Annotated in this window: 21 protein-coding genes and 2 pseudogenes; 12 read left to right on the top strand and 11 right to left on the bottom strand. The window is 27.3% G+C overall.

The features are described from left to right. Positions 1-58: 58 nt before the first annotated feature. The 6 genes and pseudogenes from L8U37_RS07650 (at position 59) to L8U37_RS07625 (ending at position 5,699) form a co-directional block, all read left to right on the top strand. On the top strand, positions 59-1,555 hold the full coding sequence (locus L8U37_RS07650; RefSeq protein ID WP_263728948.1) for an amino acid adenylation domain-containing protein: 1,497 nt from the start codon (positions 59-61) through the stop codon (positions 1,553-1,555). Positions 1,556-1,577: 22 nt separating this feature from the next. Further along, positions 1,578-2,108: pseudogene (locus L8U37_RS07645) on the top strand (adenylyl-sulfate kinase). Then, on the top strand, positions 2,095-3,153 hold the full coding sequence (locus L8U37_RS07640; protein ID WP_220567322.1) for a sulfate adenylyltransferase: 1,059 nt from the start codon (positions 2,095-2,097) through the stop codon (positions 3,151-3,153). Before L8U37_RS07645 ends, L8U37_RS07640 begins: the two are co-directional and overlap by 14 nt. A gap of 1 nt (position 3,154) precedes the next feature. Next, positions 3,155-4,114 (top strand): pyruvate kinase, encoded by a 960-nt coding sequence (locus tag L8U37_RS07635; RefSeq protein ID WP_263728947.1) that lies wholly within the window; start codon positions 3,155-3,157, stop codon positions 4,112-4,114. Positions 4,115-4,125: 11 nt separating this feature from the next. Further along, complete coding sequence (locus L8U37_RS07630; RefSeq protein WP_220567324.1) at positions 4,126-5,379, top strand: cation:proton antiporter; 1,254 nt, start codon at positions 4,126-4,128, stop codon at positions 5,377-5,379. Between the two features lie 86 nt (positions 5,380-5,465). Beyond that, positions 5,466-5,699 carry an acyl carrier protein gene (locus tag L8U37_RS07625; RefSeq protein ID WP_220567325.1) on the top strand — a complete coding sequence of 78 codons (234 nt, stop codon included), beginning with the start codon at positions 5,466-5,468 and terminating at the stop codon, positions 5,697-5,699. On the opposite strand, the gene L8U37_RS07620 is transcribed toward L8U37_RS07625, so the two are convergent. The 6 genes from L8U37_RS07620 to L8U37_RS07595 form a co-directional block, all read right to left on the bottom strand. Next, positions 5,692-6,903: a DUF2920 family protein gene (locus L8U37_RS07620; protein WP_263728946.1), complete on the bottom strand. Its 1,212-nt coding sequence runs from the start codon at positions 6,901-6,903 to the stop codon at positions 5,692-5,694. The two genes, L8U37_RS07625 and L8U37_RS07620, sit on opposite strands and share 8 nt — an antisense overlap. Before the next feature lie 9 nt (positions 6,904-6,912). After that, complete coding sequence (locus L8U37_RS07615; protein ID WP_133319961.1) at positions 6,913-7,662, bottom strand: hypothetical protein; 750 nt, start codon at positions 7,660-7,662, stop codon at positions 6,913-6,915. A gap of 21 nt (positions 7,663-7,683) precedes the next feature. Further along, entirely contained in the window at positions 7,684-8,925 is a 1,242-nt protein-coding gene (locus L8U37_RS07610) for a DUF2920 family protein (protein WP_263728945.1), read from the bottom strand. A gap of 106 nt (positions 8,926-9,031) precedes the next feature. Beyond that, positions 9,032-10,369, bottom strand: coding sequence for an ANL family adenylate-forming protein (locus L8U37_RS07605; RefSeq protein ID WP_220567056.1), 1,338 nt, complete (start codon positions 10,367-10,369; stop codon positions 9,032-9,034). After that, positions 10,362-11,084, bottom strand: coding sequence for an SDR family NAD(P)-dependent oxidoreductase (locus L8U37_RS07600; protein ID WP_220567055.1), 723 nt, complete (start codon positions 11,082-11,084; stop codon positions 10,362-10,364). Before L8U37_RS07600 ends, L8U37_RS07605 begins: the two co-directional genes overlap by 8 nt. Before the next feature lie 5 nt (positions 11,085-11,089). After that, on the bottom strand, positions 11,090-11,359 hold the full coding sequence (locus L8U37_RS07595) for a hypothetical protein (RefSeq protein ID WP_220567054.1): 270 nt from the start codon (positions 11,357-11,359) through the stop codon (positions 11,090-11,092). A 144-nt stretch (positions 11,360-11,503) separates the two neighbouring features. Here L8U37_RS07595 and pseF point away from each other — a divergent pair, with 144 nt between their 5' ends. Beyond that, positions 11,504-12,220 (top strand): pseudaminic acid cytidylyltransferase, encoded by a 717-nt coding sequence (pseF, locus tag L8U37_RS07590; protein WP_220567053.1) that lies wholly within the window; start codon positions 11,504-11,506, stop codon positions 12,218-12,220. Here pseF and L8U37_RS07585 read toward each other — a convergent pair. After that, a complete protein-coding gene (locus tag L8U37_RS07585; protein WP_220567052.1) occupies positions 12,217-12,888 on the bottom strand; it encodes a CDP-alcohol phosphatidyltransferase family protein in 672 nt (223 codons plus the stop codon). The genes pseF and L8U37_RS07585 overlap by 4 nt on opposite strands. Positions 12,889-13,038: 150 nt before the next feature. Here L8U37_RS07585 and L8U37_RS07580 point away from each other — a divergent pair, with 150 nt between their 5' ends. From L8U37_RS07580 to pseH (L8U37_RS07565), 4 genes and pseudogenes are all read left to right on the top strand, one after another. Further along, positions 13,039-14,940 carry a motility associated factor glycosyltransferase family protein gene (locus L8U37_RS07580; RefSeq protein ID WP_263726246.1) on the top strand — a complete coding sequence of 634 codons (1,902 nt, stop codon included), beginning with the start codon at positions 13,039-13,041 and terminating at the stop codon, positions 14,938-14,940. Continuing rightward, positions 14,937-15,761 carry a UDP-2,4-diacetamido-2,4,6-trideoxy-beta-L-altropyranose hydrolase gene (gene pseG / locus L8U37_RS07575; protein ID WP_263659985.1) on the top strand — a complete coding sequence of 275 codons (825 nt, stop codon included), beginning with the start codon at positions 14,937-14,939 and terminating at the stop codon, positions 15,759-15,761. Before L8U37_RS07580 ends, pseG begins: the two co-directional genes overlap by 4 nt. Then, a pseudogene (gene pseH / locus L8U37_RS07570) lies at positions 15,758-16,135 on the top strand (UDP-4-amino-4,6-dideoxy-N-acetyl-beta-L-altrosamine N-acetyltransferase); the annotation flags it as partial. The gene pseG and the pseudogene pseH (L8U37_RS07570), both read left to right, overlap by 4 nt. Next, entirely contained in the window at positions 16,130-16,798 is a 669-nt protein-coding gene (gene pseH / locus L8U37_RS07565) for a UDP-4-amino-4,6-dideoxy-N-acetyl-beta-L-altrosamine N-acetyltransferase (RefSeq protein ID WP_263728949.1), read from the top strand. The pseudogene pseH (L8U37_RS07570) and the gene pseH (L8U37_RS07565), both read left to right, overlap by 6 nt. On the opposite strand, the gene L8U37_RS07560 is transcribed toward pseH (L8U37_RS07565), so the two are convergent. Genes L8U37_RS07560 through L8U37_RS07550 form a run of 3 tightly spaced genes read right to left on the bottom strand, consistent with a single transcriptional unit; the run spans position 16,766 to position 19,249 of the window. Continuing rightward, a complete protein-coding gene (locus L8U37_RS07560; protein WP_263662283.1) occupies positions 16,766-17,503 on the bottom strand; it encodes a HisA/HisF-related TIM barrel protein in 738 nt (245 codons plus the stop codon). The two genes, pseH (L8U37_RS07565) and L8U37_RS07560, sit on opposite strands and share 33 nt — an antisense overlap. Before the next feature lies 1 nt (position 17,504). After that, on the bottom strand, positions 17,505-18,116 hold the full coding sequence (gene hisH / locus L8U37_RS07555) for an imidazole glycerol phosphate synthase subunit HisH (protein ID WP_133319969.1): 612 nt from the start codon (positions 18,114-18,116) through the stop codon (positions 17,505-17,507). Further along, a complete protein-coding gene (locus tag L8U37_RS07550; RefSeq protein WP_133319970.1) occupies positions 18,113-19,249 on the bottom strand; it encodes an N-acetyl sugar amidotransferase in 1,137 nt (378 codons plus the stop codon). Before L8U37_RS07550 ends, hisH begins: the two co-directional genes overlap by 4 nt. A 111-nt stretch (positions 19,250-19,360) precedes the next feature. Between L8U37_RS07550 and L8U37_RS07545 the strand changes: the two genes are divergently transcribed. Continuing rightward, positions 19,361-20,140, top strand: coding sequence for a sulfite exporter TauE/SafE family protein (locus tag L8U37_RS07545; protein ID WP_133319971.1), 780 nt, complete (start codon positions 19,361-19,363; stop codon positions 20,138-20,140). Here L8U37_RS07545 and flhB read toward each other — a convergent pair. Beyond that, entirely contained in the window at positions 20,132-21,208 is a 1,077-nt protein-coding gene (flhB, locus tag L8U37_RS07540) for a flagellar biosynthesis protein FlhB (protein ID WP_133319972.1), read from the bottom strand. The genes L8U37_RS07545 and flhB overlap by 9 nt on opposite strands. Positions 21,209-21,271: the final 63 nt, after the last annotated feature.

Raw genomic sequence — 21,271 nt, 5'->3', positions numbered from 1 at the left:
TTTCTTTCTTGATATTATAATTTATATGCTATTATAACTAAAAAAATCAAGGAAACTCATGACAACTCATATCAATGATTTTTTACAAGAAAGTGTTGCTAAATTTGGAAGTAAAAATGCTTTTGTTGAGTTTAACGGTAAAAGTATAAACTATAAAGAATTTGATGATTTAAGTAAAAAAATAGCAAGTAAAATTCTTTCTAAACTTCCTACTAAAAGTACACAAGATCCTGTATTAATCATACTTCCTAAAGGGATTGATTGTTTGCTTTCTTTTTTTGGTGTAGCAAAAAGTGGAAATTTTTATACACTTTTAGATGAAAAAAGTCCCAAAGAGCGTGTAGAAAAAGTTATAGAAGTTTTGAAACCAAAACTTTTAATCACTTCTAAAAAATTAAATTTAGATTTTAATCTTGATACCATTTTCACAGAAGATTTTGAAAGCTTTGTTATAAATGAAAATGCTTTAGAAAAAGCTTTAAACGATCACATAGATACTAATTTACTTTATGTCTTTTTTACAAGCGGAAGCACAGGAACTCCAAAAGGAGTAAGTATAAGCCATAAAAGTGTGATTGATTATACTTTTTGGGTATGTGAGACTTTTAAACTAAGTCATGAGGATATACTTGCTAATCAAGCACCATTTTACTTTGATAATAGCATATTAGATATATTTAGCTCTATTAAAATGGGAGCTACACTTCATATACTGCCAAATCATCTTTTTGCTTTCCCAAATAAAATTTTAGAGTATCTAGAACAAGAAAAAATAACAACAATTTTTTGGGTACCTTCAGTGCTGATTTATTTTGCTAATACCAATGCTCTTGAAGCCTTTACACTAAGGCATTTAAATAAAATTCTTTTTTGTGGTGAAATCATGCCAAATAAACAACTCAACATTTGGCGTAAGCACCTTCCTAGTGCTTTATTTGCTAATCTTTACGGACCTACTGAAATTACCGATGTGTGCTCTTTTTACATAGTTGATAGGCAATTTAGCGATGATGAGCTTTTACCTATAGGAAAAGCTTGTAAAAATACCCAACTTTTAGTCTTTGATGAGAATTTAAATTTAATTACTCCAAGTCAAGTGGGAATTAAAGGTGAGCTTTATGTAAGAGGAACTTGTCTTTCCTTAGGCTATTACAACGATAAAGAAAAAACAAAGCAAGCTTTTGTGCAAAATCCTTTGCATGATAATTACCTAGACTTGCTTTATAAAACAGGTGATGTGGTAGCTTATAATGAATTTGGCGAACTTTTATGCTATGGAAGAATAGATCATCAAATCAAATATATGGGTCATCGCATAGAACTTGGAGAGATAGAAAGTATTATCAATTCTTATGAGAATGTAAGAAATTGCGCTTGTATTTTTAAAGAAGAAATTATTTGCTTTTATGAAAGTAAGGAAGAGTTAGATTTTAAAAACTTTTTAAAAGACAAACTCCCTATTTACATGATACCTAAAAAATTTGTTAAAATAGAACAATTTACTTTAAATGCAAATGGGAAGATTGATAGGAAGGTTTTAAAGATAATCAAATAAAAAGTATTTAAGGAAGTCAAAAATGAATACAACTTTTCCAGTTATCACTTTAACAGGTCTTGCAGGGAGTGGTAAAAGCACGATAGGAAAAGCTTTATATAATACACTCAAACAAGATTATGCTAATATTATTTATCTTGATGGTGATGAATTTAGAGATATTTTAGAAGCATATGATTATGATAAGCAAAGTCGTATTAACTTGGCTATCAAGCGATCTAAATTTGCCAAATTTTTAAATGATCAAGGCATGATAGTTATCATCACCACAATATCTATGTTTAATGAAATTTATAAATACAATAGGCAAATTTTTCAAAATTATATTGAAGTTTATATTAAATGCAATATGGATGAATTAATAAAGTGAGATCAAAAAGGTCTTTATACTAAAGCAATAAATAAAGAAACACAAAATGTAGTTGGCATTGACATTAGTTTTGACCAACCTCAAGCTAACTTGACCATCGACAACTCTTCTCAAGATAAAATAAAAGAAAAAGTTCAAATGATTATTAAAATCTTAAAAGAAAATAACAATGATAACCATTAACCATGAAAATTTTTTAGATCTTAAATATCTTGCATCAAAAATTTTTGATCCCTTGGAAGGTTTTATGAACTATGAAGATTTTAAAAGTGTAGTTTATAGCATGAAGCTTTCAAATGGTTCAATTTGGACTTTACCTATAACCTTAGAGGTGGAAAATTTAAATTCTTACACTGTAGGTGGTACAAGAGATTTGTATTATAAAAACGAATTAATAGGAAATATACACATAGAAGATAAATTTCAGGTGCAAGATAAAGATTTGTTTGAAATTTATCAAACCAAAGATCTAAATCATCCTGGTATAAAAAAAGAAAAATCAAAATCTTCCTTTAAAATTGCAGGAAAAATACAACTTAAAGAAGAATTTTATCAAGATAGCTTATATAAAAATATATTGCAAGATATTTTTAGTAAAAAAAATAAAGAAGTAAAAACCATTGCTGGTTTTCAAACAAGAAATGCTATACATAAAGCTCATGAGCATTTACAAAAAATCGCTTTAGAACTTTGCGATGCTTTGTTTATTAATCCTTTAATCGGATGGAAAAAAGAAGGTGATTTTACCCAAGAAGCAGTTATGAGTGCATATAAAATAATGTTTGAAGAGTTTTATCCAAAAAATAGAGTATTTATACAAGGTTTAGAAACTAATATGCGTTATGCTGGTCCCAAAGAAGCTATTTTTCATGCAATAGTTCGCAAAAATGCAGGATGTACTCATTTTATTATAGGTAGAGATCATGCTGGCGTGGGTGATTATTATGGAGTGTACGAAGCGCACAAGCTTGCGAAGGAATTAAATTCTGCAAATGAGCTTGGCATAGAGCTATTACTTTTAAAAGAGCCATATTTTTGTACTAAATGTCAAGAGATAGTTAGCGAGAAGGTATGTTCACACAAAGATACTCATAAAATTTCTATCAGTGGTACCAAAATTAGAAAAGCCTTAATTTCAGGAGAAATTCCAAATGAGAGATTTATGAGAAAAGAGGTTGCTCAAACACTCATAAATCTTGGAGTAAGTAATATTTTTATAAAGGATTAAAATGCAAAAATATATATTAACAGTAGGTCCAAGCTTAGGTAATAAATTCAAAATTAATGAAATTCATCAAGATAATTTTATTTATAGAATAAATGGAGCTCATGGTAATTTAGAAGATATAAAAAATACTATTTTTAATATAAGAAACCAAAGCAAATCTGCCAAAATTTTAATTGATCTTCCTGGCAATAAGATAAGAACTGCTAATATTAATGAGCCTATACAAGTTTCCAAAGATCAAGATTTTACCTTAAAAATCACACAATTTAACTTTAAAGATTTTTATAAACTAATTCAACCAGGTATGCAAGTATATGCTAATGATAGTGTGTTTTTGTTTATTGTTAAGTCTGTTAGTAATGAAGAAATAATATTTACTTCCAAAAGCGATGGATTATTATTAAACAATAAAGGTATGCATATAAGAAATCTCCATACAAATATTCCATTTTTATTTGAAAAAGATATGGAATTGATTAAATTCTGTAATGAGTTTAAGATTGACTATCTTGGAGCTTCTTTTGTAAGAAAGGCTCAAGATATAAAAGAGTTAAAACAATCATTAAATTCAGACACCAAGATCATCTCAAAAATAGAAACCTTAGAAGCAGTAAATAATCTATATGAAATTTTACAAGAAATTGATTTTATACTAATAGATAGAGGAGATTTATCTACAGAAATTGGTATCGAAAAAATTCCTAGATTTCAAAATTATATTATTCAAATGGCTAATCATAATGGTGTAAGAGTATTTTTAGCAACTCAAATTCTTAAAAATATGGAAGAAAAACCTATACCTACTATAGCAGAAATCGATGATTTATATAATATATCAAAAAGTGGTGTTTATGGAATTCAATTATCTGAAGAAACAGCTGTTGGGAAATATGTGCAAGAATGTATAAAAATCTTGAATTTAATGAAAAATGAGATTAACTCTGAAAAAATAACTTTATAAAGGGTTGGACAATGAAAATAGAATCTTTAAGTCCTGATAATCTTACTGCTATATTTTTATCTTTAGGTGTTTTGCTTTTATCAGCTTTTGTTTTTGGTAAAATTTTTACCTTTTTAAAAGCACCTAAGGTTATTGGGGAGATTACAGGAGGATTTATATTAGGAGCTAGCGGGCTTTATATTATAGCACCTGAATTTGTTACACATATATTTTTAAATTTTCAAGAGCAAGGAAAAATTTTAAATACTTTTTATCAATTAGGTCTTATATTTTTAATGTTTATTGCAGGTTTTAATACACAAATTAATTTTGAAAAACAAAACATTAAAATCATTTTTACTTTATTTTTAGGAGCAACCTTTATACCTATTGCTTTAGGCTATTTTTTTATTGATTATTTCAAAGATAGTTTTATTGGAGAAAAAGGAAATGATTTATCTTTTAGTTTGGTTTTTTTAATAGCCATAGCAGTTACTTCAATTCCTGTTATCTCAAAGATTTTTTTTGATATAGGCATCATAAAAACAAGATTTGCTAGTATAGTTTTAACTACCTCCACCATACAAGATTTATTTTTGTGGATTTTACTCAATGTCGCTATTAATGCCTCAACAAGCAATTCTTTTTCAATTGAAAATAACTTATGGACAGCTTTTATTACTATTATTCTTTTTATCCTTGTAAAAGTTTTAGCAAATATTGTTAGCAAAATTCATTTTCATTTTGAATCTATAGACTTTTTTACGCTTTCTTTTGTGCTATTATTTTTAGCTATTGCGTTGTTAAATATTGTTCATATTAATCCCATGTATACTTCCTTTTTAGTGGGATTTTTAATCAAAAATATATTGCAAAACAATCATGAGTTAAAAGAAAAAATTACTAGTATATCTGATTTTTCTTTTTCTTGTTTTATTCCGATATATTTTGCACTAATTGGAATACAGCTAAATGTTATTCATGAATTTTCATTTATTATGTTTGTTATGTTTTGCTTATTAGCTTGCGTTTTTGAGTTTTTAGGATGTTATTTATCTCTTTTAACTTTAAAAATTTCTAATTTATCAAGAGTTAATTTTGCTATCACCATGAATGCAAGAGGAGGTCCTGGTATTGTTTTAGCTAGCGTTGCTTTTTATTATCAAATTATCAATACTAGCTTTTTTACAACTTTGATACTTACCACTTTATTCTCTTCAATGTTAGCTGGATATTGGCTAAGATATCAAAAAAATAAAAATGATGAAGTATTTTATAAGTTTTGATATAATTGATATAATTGTTTCCTTTAAAAATTTTTATAACTTTGTTTTTATAAAAATTTAGATATCATAATAAAAAAAGGATAAAAATGAAAATTGATTTTAGTAATATACAAAATATGTTTAATGCAATTAATAGAAGTGATATAAATGAAAATAGTCGTAATTTAGTGGATGATGATATTATTGATAGTATTGATATGATGAAATTAATACTTGAAATCGAAAAATTTATAGGAAAAAATTTAGATGCCAAATATATCACTCCGGATAATTTTGAGGATTTTTCTACGATTAAAAATATGCTTGAGGAAGTTATATAATCTCAAGCATAAATTTATTACCTTTATCTTTAAAAGTAAAAACCTTATCCTTACAAGGATAACTTATACTATCTTCTCTTAGGATGAATTTTTTATCCTTAAATTTTTCAAGCATTTTTGGTAATTCCCTACCAAATAAAGCTTTAACTGTTATTCCACCTCCATGTGTGAGTTTTTTTATAAACTTACCATCAATATCTTTTTCATCTATCAAGTGAAAATTAACATCATAACCCAATGTTTTTAAAACTTGCATATATTGAGTTTTAAATTCGCAAGAAGTCAATGGGTCAGCAGAACTATGATAACTTGCATAAAGTATATTTTTATTTTTTTGAGCTTGTAAAATTAAATGAGTTTGATTTAATAAAGTTCTTATTTCATAATTCTCATCTTTAAAACAATATGGCGATTCTTTATTGGCATTCCAATAAGTTTTTAAAAAAATTCCAACCTGAAAATTTCTGGAATAATAAAGCGCATCAGGATGATCTAAATCTTTTCCTATAATATAACCCAAAAGCAATATTGCTTCACCAGAATTATCTATAACTCCATCAACATGCCAAGGAGCTATTTTAGATATCAATAAAGATAGATAACCTCCATAAGACCCTCCTCCATAAATTTTTGGTAATCTTCTAAAATCAGGAAAGTTTTTACACAAATCTTTTAAGCTATTAATACAATCAATAGCAGCCATAATACCATAATTTTGATATTCATTATTAGCTGGTAACATAGTAGAAGTTATAAAAAACTTATAATCATTAGCTAAAACACCTTTTAATTTATAAGCATCAATGGTAGATTCTAATGAAACAAGATATTCTTCCATATTCCATGTATTAAGTCCATGCGTATTAAAATTCATCTTTTCTAGGGATTTTTTTAATTGATTTACATTATATTCATCATACGAAAATTGTGCACTATATCTTTTATCTTTTTCATTTATTCTACAGCTAAAACAATGATATAAAACACTTACAGCCACTACATCAAATTTTTTAGCTATAAATTGCCTGTCAAAATCAATGATTGATAAATCAACATTCGAACCATACGCTCCTATGATAAAAACGATAGCTTTCATTTGCTTACTATCATCATAAGTAATTCTATATTCTAATTTACTTTCTCTTTTTATATTTAATTCTACATCATCACAAGAGTCTATAAAATAAGTTTCATTTTTAAGCATAATTTTTCTCTAATCATTAAAATACTTTGTAAAATGCTCTTGATATCGCATCTCTAAATTATCATATATATCTTGAATTTTGTCAATAAATTTTTCATTTCTATATGCTTGCATAGTCATAGAATTAATCTCTTGAAAAGCAAAAAAATCAAATTTTTCTTCATGTGTTAATTCTTCAAGATAAATTACTTTTCCATAATGATCATAAGTATACTGCTTAAGAGTTTCTTCTACTACTTCAAGCACCTTAAACACAAATATCATTATAGGTTCCTTTCTTAATACCTGTGTGCTTTGCTCAAATTCCTTTAAAAACTCATCATTTTTTCTATGGGTTATAGTACAATAATGCTTTTGGGCATCTTTATAAAAAATATCAAATAACGCACAAGGTTTAACCCCTAAAAAATTTCCATCATAATCAACCTGAGGATAATAAGGATAAAGCTTGCATATCAAAGGTCTAAGACTATGAGGATTACAAAGTCCATTTAAATCACATTTTGCAAAATAAGCATTGATTTTTTTTCCATTTTTTAAAGTAAAGGTATTGACTTTTCCATTTTCTAAATATGTATTACCGGCTTGCTTTAGCGAAAGATATTCAACTTCAAGCATAGGTAATATCACCGCACTAGATTTATTAAATTTAAAATATTGTGCATGAATATTATGACAGCATCCGCCATTGCATGTTTTATAGCATTGTGGCGCAAAAATAAATTCTTTATCTTGTAATGAGTTAAAAAAATTTTTCATTTCTTTCCTTTCTTGCATCTTTTAGTTTAATTTTTGCACATCAAGTAATATCTGCTCATTTTCCTCTTTAAAAGTATATATTAAATCATCACACTTATATGAGATTTCTTTTTTACAAGTTTTATCTTTTAAAGGCTCTTGTAAAATTTGTGGTAAGTGTTTTTTAATAAGTAGTTTCATAGGTATACCCATACCATGAGTTAGATTTTTAATAAACTTACCATCTATTTGTTTTTCATCTATAACTTTTATAAATTCAACATCAAGTCCATGTTCTTTTAAAATATTAACATATTCTTCTTTTTCTTCTAAAGGAACATATTCATCAAATTTAGAATGATAAGCAATATATTTTGGATTTGGATATTTTGCTTGTATATTTAGATGATCTTTATTTAGTGTTTCTCTAATGAGTTTTCTAGCAGGTGAAAAATAATAAGGGGATTGTTTGTTTGTAGTCCATAGTGTTTTTTCAGAAGCACAAAGTCTAATATTATTAAAATAGTGAAAAGTTCCGAAACAAAAATACTGAGTAAAATCAACTTCTTTTCCAAAACCTATATATCTCCAAGCATCTCCATCAAGCGTCACATGGGAAGAATTATCAATAATTGCATCTATAGTCCACGGAGCTATCTTTGCAGATAATATACCCATATAAGCACCATGTGAAACCCCTACTACAATGGTTTTTAAATCTTTATTTTTAAAAATATTCGCTTTTACATAAAGCAAAGTATTTATCATATCAATTGTTTGCATAATACCATAATTTTGATATTCATCATTTGTAAGTTTTAAGCTCACACTTAAATCTAAATAATAATCTCTATCAAAATCCCAAGCGTCTTTCTTTTTTTGAATTTCTTTATTAAGATATTCCATAGCAGGATGAAATTCTTCAAAAGTATTAAGTTTTGATATATCATAAGGAATTTCTATGTCAATAGCTTTTAAGCTTGCATCAAAAATAAGTTTATCAATATCATCTAAATACCATTGTGCTCCAGTTTGAGGACGATTACCTATACCATGATAATTTACACTCAAAACTGCTACATTGTAATTTGATGCAAAATACTCCATATTAAATTTTAAAACAGGATCTCTTATATCAGCACCAAGTCCTTGAATGATACACATTATAGCTTGAATTTCTTTTGTATCATCATATATAAGTTGAAATTCTAATTTACTTTCTCTTTTTATATTTAATTCTACATCATCACAAGAATCTATGAAATAAGTTTGATTTATGAGCATTTATAACCTTGACATAAAATTTTATTTTTTAAATATGATATACCATAATTAAGCATAAAAAATAATTAAAAATTTATTCAAATTTGATCTATACTAAAGTCAAAAATCAACTCCTAATCTTCTTAAACCTCTCACTAATTTCTAATCTTTGTACGATTTCCACTTTAGTTGGTATTTTATAATTAGCTAATTTATCTTTACAAAACATTCTTATCTTTTTTTTAGCTTCTAATGTGCTAAAATTTTCATTTTGTTCTAACACAATTTTTACACAAACACTTTGGCCTGTTAGAGGGTTATTTTGTCCATAGACTAAACAATCTTGTATAAATGGTATTTGCATTAATATACCTTCTACTTCTTGGGGTAATACTTTTTCTCCACCAACATTAATAACTTCTTTATTTCTTCCGATAATTTTAATATATTCTTCACCATTTTTATTGATCACTTCAACCAAATCCCCAGTAGCAAAGTATCCATCATCTGTAAAAACAGAGTTATCGGCATTTAAATAACCCAAACTTTGCATATTGCTTTTTAAAAATAGCTCATTATTGATAATTTTATATGCTATGTTTTCTAATTTAAAATAGTTTCCAAAACTTTTTGTTTGAGCAATACCTACTTCACTTGCGCCAAAGGTTTGATGAAATTTAACTTTTGGAAAACTTTGTTTTAATTTTACAAGTAAAGTTTCTGACATTCTTTCTGTGCCATAACTAATAAGCTTTAAAGAATTTAAATTATATTTTTCAACTACATTTGCTACCAACATTAAACTAAGCAAAGAAGGTGAAGCAGGCAAGAATGAAATTTGGTGTTTTTCTATGGTTTGAGCTAAAGCTTCAATATTTTTTCTATCTTTTAAAGCAATTGCACAAGCATTCATACTAAGACAGTTAAATAAAGTATTCAAACCACCTATATGGTCAAACATTAAAAATAATAAAATATTAAGTTTTTTTGATTTTTTATTAAGATAAGTATTTAAAATCTTATCAAGATCGTGTACCATAGCTTTAGGTTTACCTGTGCTGCCACTTGAAAATAAAATCAAACCAGGTTTATTATCATCTATAAGTTTTTGGATTAAATCATGATTGTTATAATGTTTTTCCTGTAGCTTATATTGATTGTTTTTAAATAAAATATCACAATTAACTTCGGCAAGTTTGTTATCAATCTCACTTTCATTGATAAAAGGAATAATTATTTTATTAAGCTCAATACACGCTAAAAATAAACTTATACTTTCAAAATCATAATCACCTACAATACCTACAATATTTATATTTTTAAGTTTTGTTAATAAATTGATTTTATTGATGGTATTATTATATAAATCATTGTAAGTATATTTTTGTTCTTCATAGATTAAAGCATGTTGCTCTTGATTTTCATTAAAAACTTTATTTAAAAAGATATTTTTAAACTTATCCATTTACTCCACCCAAGTATATTATTTGTCCTGTTATAAAATCACTTTTTTCATTAATAAAAAAATCAACCACATTAGCAAGATCTTGAAAATTACCAAATCTTTTTATAGTTTGTTTATTAAGCAAATCTTGTATTTTATCTTTTGGAACATTTTTAATTAAATCAGTAGGAACTGGAGTAGGTCCTATGGCATTACAAGTAATACCAAATGAACTTAATTCTTTAGCGCAAACTTGAGTTAAATTACAAATAGCTGCTTTTGATGCAGCATATATAGCTTCACCTTCCAACCTTAAAGCAACCGCAACAGTAGAAAAATTTACAATCCTATAAGGCATAGCAACTTGTTCTTTTTTATAAGTTTGGCTCATAATCTTTGAAACTTCTCTTATAAACAAAAAACTACCATAGACATTAGTTTTAAAAATATTATCTAAACTTTTAAATGGAGTTGTTAATATATGATTCATAGCTGCTACACCAGCATTATTAATTAAAATATCAATTTTTCCAAATTCTTTTTTTACACTTCTTACCATAGAAACTACAGCTTTTTCATCGCAAACATCTAATTCAAAATGTCTGTAGTTTTTATGATCTATACTTGCTTTACCTCTTGAGCAACCACAAACTATATGATTTTTTGCTAAATAATATTCACCCAGTTCTTTGCCTATGCCTTTTCTAGTTCCTGTGATAATGATGATTTTTTGCATTATTCTTACTCTTGGAGTTTTTTAACTATATAATCAGTCAGGCTTTCAACATCTTTAAATGGAGAATTTTTAGCACTCATCATTTTTTCATCCGCTAAAATGATTTCTTTATTAAATTCCTCGCTTAAAAGTTCTTCTAAATCAGCAACTAGACTGACTAGAGCTAGAGAGTCTAAAAATAATTGTGATTTAGAATTCACTGTTTTTAATTCCAAAATTTCATCTGATAAATTATCTAATGCTTGAAATATAATTTTTTCAACACTATTTCTCATAAACTATCCTTGTGTTACTCTACAACTTAGTATAATTTTTATTAAAATATAGCATAAAACTTCTATTTATCAGTTTAAATCAACTGTATAAAAATACAATTATTTGATATAATATAGTTAATATTAATAACTCAAGGTGCTTGATTGAACAATTTACAATATAGGAAAAATCTTTGTATTATCCCTGCACGCGGTGGTTCTAAGCGTATTCCTAGAAAAAATATTATTGATTTTTTGGGAAAACCATTGATTGCTTATAGCATAGAAAGTGCTTTAAATTCGGGCATTTTTGATGATGTAATTATTTCAAGTGATGATTATAAGATCATAGAAGTGGCTTTAAAGTATGGCGCTAAGACTCCTTTTGTGCGTAAAAAAGAACTAAGTGATGATTATGCAAGTTCAACCGCTGTAATCCAAGATGCCATCATCACTCTAGAAAAACAGGGTAAAATCTATGAAAATGTGTGTTGCTTATACGCAACTGCTCCACTTATAGATGAGTTTATCTTAAAGGAAGCTTTTGAACAATTTAGTCAAGAAGAATGTAAATTTTTATTTTCAGCTTGTGAGTTTGAATACCCTATACAAAGAGGTTTTTACCTTAATGATCAAAATAAAGTTTACATGTTTGATGAGTCAAATTACGATAAACGCTCACAAGATCTTACTAAAGCTTATCATGATGGTGGTGCATTTTACTTTGGCAAAAAAGAAGCGTGGCTAGAAGAAGATTTTATGTTTAAATCTCACTCTAAAGCTTTTTTACTTCCAAGAAATAAAATTTGCGATATTGACACTTTTGAAGATTTAGAATTTGCTAAAATGCTTTATAAATATAATAAAACTAATAATATTTAATTTTCATTATGTTTTAAATTATATCTCAATTCAAAAAATCTATATACTAAGTCGAATATAAATAAAAAACTAAGTAAATAACAAATCAAAGAAAAAATATTGAAAATTAAACCAATGCTTATTAAAATTACCAGCAAGGTGGCATCAATACCTAGTATAAAACCTCTATCTAAGAAATATTTTTTAACCCCAAAACGCTTTATATTTTTTACCTTTCTTAAATTTTTTAATATATAATAAGGGCAAATCGTTCTATGTAAATTCATACAAATAATCACTAAACAACATTCGAATAAACTAATATAAGATGCAATATAAGCCATAATAAAAATTCCATTAAAACCAATATGATCTACAACTTTGTCCAAATAACTTCCAAACTGAGAACGCAAGTCTTTATATCTTGCTAACATTCCATCTAAACAATCTAATATACAGTAAATAAAATATAAACCACCGGCCAGAAATGTAAAATGATTATAAATAGCTAAAAAAGATATAATAATTAAAACTAAAGAAAAAAAAGTTATATGATTAGGCTTTATTGGTGTTTTTGAAATAGGTATTAAAATGAATTTTTGCAACAATAAAACTCTTATAATATACTCTGTAGGATAATAAGACATTTCAAGTCTTTGTCGTTTTTTTAATTTTTCATCTAAATTCATAGTCTAAGTTCCATCTAAATTAATTATAAGAATTATATCATAATAATCACATAAATATATTTTTAATAACCGATTCTTTTAAATATAAGCTTTTTCTTTTTAAATTTAAAGTATAATAAAGTAATTTTAGTCATACAATAAGGAAGTATTATGCTACAAAAAAATATCAAAAGCATAAAAACAAAATTAAGTGAAACTTTATCAGCTATTAAAAAATCAAAATACAAGATTATTCAAGGTAATGATAGCTTAGATATAAATTTTTTAAATACTCAAGATAATACTCTAATTTATAAAAACCCTTTAGATGAATTAAATGCTATGTTAAAAATTTATAATGAAAAATATCGTCTATACCCTGTATTATATTTTTATGGGTTTGGAAATGGAATTTTATATAAAGCTCTTTTGCAAAATCCCCATCATAAGATTATTATTGTTTTTGAAAAAGACTTAGAAATTATCCATAGTGCTTTTAGCGTGATGGATTTTAGCAAAGAATTACAAGAAGCTAAATTGGTAATAGCTGATACAAATTTACTAAAAATCTCCGATTATGAATCAATATGTAGACAACAACCAATGTTAAATTTTGCAAGAACATATTTTTTAGAGCTACATTCTGATTATTATGAAAGATATCACGATGATGTATTAAAAGTCAATAATAATATGTCAGAATACCTTAAAAAAGCTATGTTTGCATATGGAAATTTGCCACTTGATGCACTTCAAGGTATAGAACAATTTACCTATAATCTTCCTAAAATGTTAACGCATCCAAATTATAAAGAGCTCTTGCAAAAAAGAAAAAACTTGAGTGATACAGCAATCATTGTTTCAACTGGACCAAGTCTTTCTAAACAGCTTCCATTGTTAAAGCAATACGCTAGCAAAGCAACTATTTTTTGTGCAGATAGTGCTTACCCTATCTTAGCTAAACATAATATCAAACCCGATTATGTTTTATCTTTAGAAAGAGTAACTTTAACAAGCGAATATTTTAATAATAATTTTGGTAATTTTGATAAAGATGTAACATTTGTTATAAAGTCATATGCTCACCCTAATACAATGAAATATCTTGATAGTAATAATAGAAATTATTTATTAGTTTCCGTAACAGGAGCTATATTTATTAATTTTATGCAATTGCATTCTTATGGCTATCTTCCAACTGGATGGAGTGTAGCTAATATGGGAGCTAATTTAGCAGTAATTCTTAATCATAAAAATCTTATTTTAATCGGGCAGGATTTAGCTTATAGTGAAAATGGAATTTCACACTCGAGCGATTATACTTATCTAACAGATAACTATAAAAATGGTAAAATTTACAAAAAAGATTATGGTAAATACGAATGCGAAGCTTATGGAGGAAAAGGGGTGGTGCAAAGTTCTTTTGCTTGGACTTTATTCCGCCAAAATTTTGAAAGTGATATTGTCCGCTTTAATCAATGCGATGTTGTTGTTTATAATTGCACCGAAGGTGGTGCTAGAATTGCAGGAACCATAGAAAAACCTTTTAAACAAATGTGTGAAAAATTATTGACAAAAGAATTAAAAAAACCTTTTACTTCATTAGAAAATCCAACTTTAAACAAGCAAAATGAATTAATGCTTAAAGCACATACTAAAATCAAAAAAAGTATTTCGCATTGCCAAAATTTAAATAAAATTTTTAAAGAACAACTAACAAATTTAAAACAATCATATCAAAATATCCAAACTCAAGAAGATCTAAATATTCTAATAAAATGCATAGATGAAATTAAATCAAGCATTGAAGATAAGAACAACATACAAGAATTATACGAAACTCTAAATCCACTACTCATGCAGTTTGAACTTAATCTTGCTAAAATTTATGTTTTAAATCCTATAAACGAAGATGATGTGTATAATAAATCTTTATTATGGATAAAAGAACATATTGATTGGCTTGAGTTAATTATAGCCCATATTGATGCCCATGAGCAAACCTTGCATAAAAGCATACTTCCACTGCAAGAAACCATTATACAAAGAGGATATGGACATAAAATCAAATGAAAGTTCTTTTTAGAAGCGATAGTTCTAGCACCATAGGACACGGACATATCAAAAGAGATCTTTTGTTAGCTAAGCAATATCATGATGTATCTTTTGCATGTTTAGCTTTAGAAGGTTCTTTGATAGATGAAATTCCTTATCCTGTATATGAGTTAACAAGTGCTAGTGTATATGAGCTAATCAATCTCATCAAAAAAGAAAAATTTGATCTTTTGATTATTGATCATTATGAGATTACTGCAGATGATGAAAAACTCATCAAGCTAGAAACAGGAGTTAAAATTCTAAGTTTTGATGATGAGATAAAAGAACATTTTTGCGACATTTTACTAAATGTTAATGCTTATGCTAAAGAAAGTGATTATGAGAATTTAGTGCCAAAATATTGTGAATTAAGATGTGGCTTTTCCTATGCTCTAATACGCGATGAATTTTACCAAGAAAGCAAGATAAAAAGAGAAAAAATTTATGATTATTTTATCTGTATAGGAGGAAGTGATCCAAAAAATATTTCCTTTGATATAGCAAACAAACTTAACAAAAACAAAACTATCATCATAGCTACCACAAAAGCAAATTCTCATCTAAACTCACTTCGAAAATTAAGCCAAAAAAACCCTAATATACAAATTCTCATTGACCAATCTAATCTTGCAAGATTGATGAATGAAAGTAAAAAACTCATCATTAGCGCAAGCTCATTGGTAAATGAAGCTTTAATTTTAAAAGCAAATTTTAAAGCCATAGCTTATGCTAAAAATCAAGAAAAACTTGCAACATGGCTTGCTAAAAAAGGCTATGAAGTGGAGAATTTTATATGATAATTTTAAAAGATTTTATCCATTTAACTCAAGAAGAAATTAAGCTTGTTTTAAAATGGCGTAATGATGAAAGCATTGCTAAATTTATGAAAACGCAAAATATTAGCCTAGAAGAACATTTAAACTTTTTATCTAGCTTAAAAACAAACGCAACTAAAAAATATTTTTTAGTATATGATGATGAAAATATCATAGGCGTGATTGATTTTATCAATATTACTAAACTTTCTTGTGAATTTGGGCTTTATGGTATAAAAAAAGGCGTAGGTGAGCTTTTAATGCAAGAAGTTAAAAACTATGCTTTCAATGTTTTAAAAGTTCAAACTTTAAACGCATGTGTTTTCAAAGAAAATACAAAAGCTTTAAATTTGTATTTAAAACATTCGCCTATAGAAATAACAAAACATAAAAAAATACTTTATTTGAAATATATACAAAAACCTATTATTGAAAAACTATCTTCTATTAATTTTAATTGGCATAATGAATTAATCAGCTATAAAATAAACAACAAAAATATTATTTTTAACTTTATTCATAATGAAAATATTATTTTGAAAAATTTTATCAATCTAAACCGCAAAGAAAAAGAAAAAATTAGACTATACAGAAATCACCCTGAAATCAAAAAATATTTATATCAAAAACATTATATCACTAAATACGAACATAAAAACTTTATAAAAAAATTAAAGCAAAATACTCTTAAAGACTATTATTGTGTAATTTACAATAAACAAATTCTTGGAAGTATTAATTTTGAAATCATTTCTGATAATACTATTGAATTTGGTTTTTATGCAAATCCTTTTTCTAAAATTTCAGGGCTAGGTAGAATTTTGGAGCATATCAGTCTTTACTATGCTTTTAAAATAAAAAAATATCAAAATCTAGAATTAGAAATATTTAATCATAATATACAGGTTATCAATTTACATAAAAAATTTAAATTTTACACAATTGATAAATTTAAATTCCAAAACGAAACAATCTTAAAAATGCAACTAAAAAAGTCTGACTGTAATGCCATTTTCTAGCAAATGATTTTTAACATCATTTGGAGTATATTGACTAAAATGAAATATATAAGCACCAGCCAATGCATTCGCACCAAGTTGTATAGCTTTTACCCCATCTTGAGGCTTAGAAAGTCCTCCATTGATAATGAGTGGAATTTTTAATTTACCTTTGAAATACTCTAGTAATTCCCAATCATACCCCAAAGAACTTCCTTCTTTATCAACACTTGTTAAAAGTATCTCCCCTGCTCCTAAAGATTCGTATTGTAATGCAAGTTCTAGCGGATCAATATCTAAAATTTCATTATTAAAAACTTTAAATTTATTTTTGTCTTTTTTTACATCAATCGAGCATACTACACAAGAGCTTCCAAAAGTATTTGCCACCTTTTTAATAAAATCTAGATTTTGCAAAGCCATAGAATTAATACTAATTTTATCAGCACCTATATCTAACACTTTTCTAATATCTTCTAAAGTTCTAATCCCACCTCCAATAGTTAAAGGCATAAAGCATTCATTAGCTATATCTTCTAAGCTTTCAAAATCTATAACACCATTTTTATTGATATCCAAAACTATAAGCTCATCAACATTTCTAGCATTATATATCCTAGCTGTGCTTATTACATGCCCTATAGTTCTAAAAGAAGAAAAATTGATACTTTTTACAAGCTGATGATCTTTTAATAACACGCAAGGTATAATTCTTGTTTTAAGCATACTAGGCCTTTAAATTTGCAAAATTTTCCAAAAGTTTCAAACCTACATTTTGGCTTTTTTCAGGGTGAAATTGCACAGCAAAAATATTATCTTTTTCAAAACTTGCACAAAAAGGTTTTTCATACTCACAAAAAGAAGTTTCCACACTTTCTAAACACTCTACATAATAAGAATGCACAAAATAAAAATCACTTTTTTCTAAAATTCCATCAAATAGCTTGCTTTTTTTATCACTAAATTGTAAATCATCCCAACCACTATGCAATAATTTTTCTTTACTTAAATCAAATTTCAAAACCTTTGCTTTTATAAAATCAAGCCCTTCGCACTCTCCGCCCTCATATCCCTTACTAGCAAAAAGTTGCATACCAAGACAAATCCCCAAAATAGGCTTTTTATCTTTTAAAACACATTCTTTTAAAAGCTCATCTAGTGCAAGTTTTTTTAAATTTTCCATACCTTGTTTAAAAGATCCAACGCCTGGTAAAACTAATTTAGAGGCATTTTTTATATCTTCTTTTTTAGAACTTATAATCACTTCTTGATTAAGTTTTTCAAAAGCTTTCAAAACAGATTTAAAATTTCCAAGATGATAATCAACAATACAAATCATTTCAAAACAAACTCATCTTTTTTTATCAATGATCCATCACTATCTCTTAAGAATTTACCATTTTCATCGCGTTTAAATATCTTTTTATTAGTATAAGAATCGACAATTTTTTCAAATTCTTTTTCACTAAAACCACTAAATTCCAAATACTTCTTAATAGCCTTTTTAGGTGGCTTTCCATCATATTTATTTACAAGTCTCACGCCCTCTTCACGGCTAATATAGCCAAGTCTTATATCCAAGCACGCATTATCCGTAGCTCTTCCAAAACCATATTTGCAGTATTTTAAATAATCATGCACATGATTTGAATAACAATCTAAATTTTCAAAATTCTCATAAGTAGTTTCAACTGGTTTTGTACTAGTTTTAAAGCCATTTTCTTTAGATATTTTTAAATTATACTTATAATCCCATTTAAAATAATATCCCAAAAATAACCCTGTAACTCCTACTCTTTGAAGCTCTTCATCACTTGGATAAGTATAAAAATATAAATCCTTTTCTCTAATACCATCAACACCAATCATATCAGAAATTCTATTACCCAAAAGTCCGCCAAATTCTTCAAGCCACTCTCTACCTAAAGTGTTTTTTTCTTTAGAGCTAGCTGGCCCACCATACTCAATCTGCGGACTTTCCCCCCAAATAATCAAAGGAATACCAAAAGCAACAGCTACTTTTGGAACACATGTAAAAATCCCCAAATGGTTTTGCCATTCATTATCACCCGTTCTTATAAAAGCTTCGCGGGCCAATTTTTTATACACCAAAGGATTTCTTTTGATATGGATTAAATCAACACCAAGATTGTTTAAATTTTTTAAATTTTTTTTACCTATTTTAGTAGGAATACTTGGTTCAAAACAAACACACAAAGGATTAAGTCCAAGTTCAAGACATTTTAAAACTTGAAAGGTAGAATCCTTACCACCACTTACTCCTATCACACAATCATACACAGGATGTTTTTTATATTTTTTCACGAGTTCTAGAAATTCTTTTTCACGCTCTTGCCAATTTATCTCATGATTTTTAGCTTCTTGCGAGCAACACGCATCACAAATTCCCTCATCATTAAAATGCAAATCAGGCTTAGTATCTGGCATAACGCATTTTTTACAAAATTTCATATTAACTCCAAAAAATCTTTATAATCATCGTAAATCGACTATGATTATATTTTCTAAAGATAAATAAATTTTATTTTGTTACAATATTTTTTATTTAAAGGTTTATAAATTATGGATTTAACTTTACTTCCTTATATGATTATAGGAATTTTTTCAGGTATGGCTTCAGGGGTTTTTGGCATAGGTGGTGGTATGATTATCGTTCCTTTCATGCTTACTTTAGGACTTAGCTCTCATCATGCTGTTGCAATTTCTGTTGTACAAATGATTTTTGCTTCTATTTTTGGTTCCTATTTAAACTATAAAAAGAAAAATTTAATCTTAAAAGATGGACTTATCATAGGCTTTGGAGGCTTTTTAGGTGCGATGTTTAGCGGGCTTTTACTCTCGTATTTTTCAGATATAACCTTAACAAGTATTTTTCTATGCGTGAGTATTGTATTCTTTTTAAAATTTGCTTTTAATCAAAAAAGCACCATTGGAAACATTAACCACTCTAATATCTTAAAAAATTCTATTTTGCTAATTTGTGGCGTATTTACAGGAATTTTTGCTATATCTTTAGGAATTGGTGGTGGGCTTTTAATTACCCCTATTTTAGCTTATTTTTTAGGCTATGATACTAAAAAAGTAGTGCCACTTAGTTTATTTTTTGTAATATTTGCTTCAATTTCAGGAATTAGTTCTTTTGTGTATAATGATATCATTGATAAAGAAGTGTTACAAAATGGAAGCTTAGTAGGATTTAGCTCTATGCTAGGGGTTTATCTTGGTATAAAAATCATGGAAAAAATCAATCTTAAATCCCACCGCATAGCACTTTTAGGTATTTACACCCTTTCTATAACTATGACCATTATAAGCTTAATTAAAAAGCTAAATTTATTTTAATCTATCGGCAAATTTTTGTCTATTGGAAGTATAGACAAAGCTTAAAACCTCTGCCACTGCTTTAAAAAGCTCTGGTGGAATAAGATCATTTACCTCGCAAGCTTTATAAAGTTCTCTAGCTAAAGGAGGATTTTCATAAATCATAACATTGTATTCATATGCCATATCTTTAATACGCAAAGCTAAAAAATCCACTCCTTTAGCTAAAACTTTTGGTGCAGCTTCTTTGGAACTATCATAACGCAAAGCAACCGCATAGTGGGTAGGGTTAGTAATCACAACATCAGCACTAGCAACATCTTGCACCATTCTACGCCTTGCTGCTTCCATTTGCAAACGACGAATTCTTCCTTTTACTAAAGGATCTCCCTCGCTTTGTTTAAATTCATCTTTAACCTCTTGCTTACTCATGCGTAAGTTTTTAAAGTATTGATACCTTACCAAAAGTACATCTAAAAGCCCTATAATCAAAAAAGCTATGATAACAATGGCTGCAAGTATAATAGCTTTATCCCTAAGCCATAAAAGTTGTGGATAAATCGTATAAAGTTCTACTCTAGGAAGTTCTTTCATAAATTGCAATAAAAAAACAAAAGCTATACCAAATACAACACCGACTTTAAGTATAATTTTCAAAGCCTCAATAATCTTTTTTAAAGAAAAAAGATTTTTAAGCCCGTTAATAGGATTAATTTTATTAAAATTTGGAGTAATGGGCTTAGTAGTAAAAATAAAACCAAACTGCATTAGATTTCCAAGCACACCCGCTACCATAATTACTAAAGTAATGGGCAATACCATAATAAACATCTCTATCATAGTTTTTATAATGATTTTTTGTAAAATCTTTAAATCAATTTCAATGCCTATAAAACTTTGATAAAAACGATATAAACCGCTAATTCTCTCACCTATAAAAGGCATCATAAACAACACCACAACCACAGCTATAATAAGTACAGCCACAGCAGATGCATCTTGGCTTTTTGGGACATTTCCTTCTTGTCGCGCATCTTCTATTTTCTTGGATGTGGGTTCTTCTGTTTTCTCTTGATCATCAGCAGCCATAAAAAACCTTTAAAAAAATTAAAGCAAGATTATAGCATTTTACCAAGCATCTGCTAATAAAAT

Origin of the sequence: Campylobacter sp. RKI_CA19_01122 (assembly GCF_025771325.1) — a bacterium.
Taxonomy (GTDB): domain Bacteria; phylum Campylobacterota; class Campylobacteria; order Campylobacterales; family Campylobacteraceae; genus Campylobacter_D; species Campylobacter_D lari_D.
Note: the sequence above shows the minus strand (reverse complement) of the source record. Positions and strands in the feature narration are given on the sequence as shown.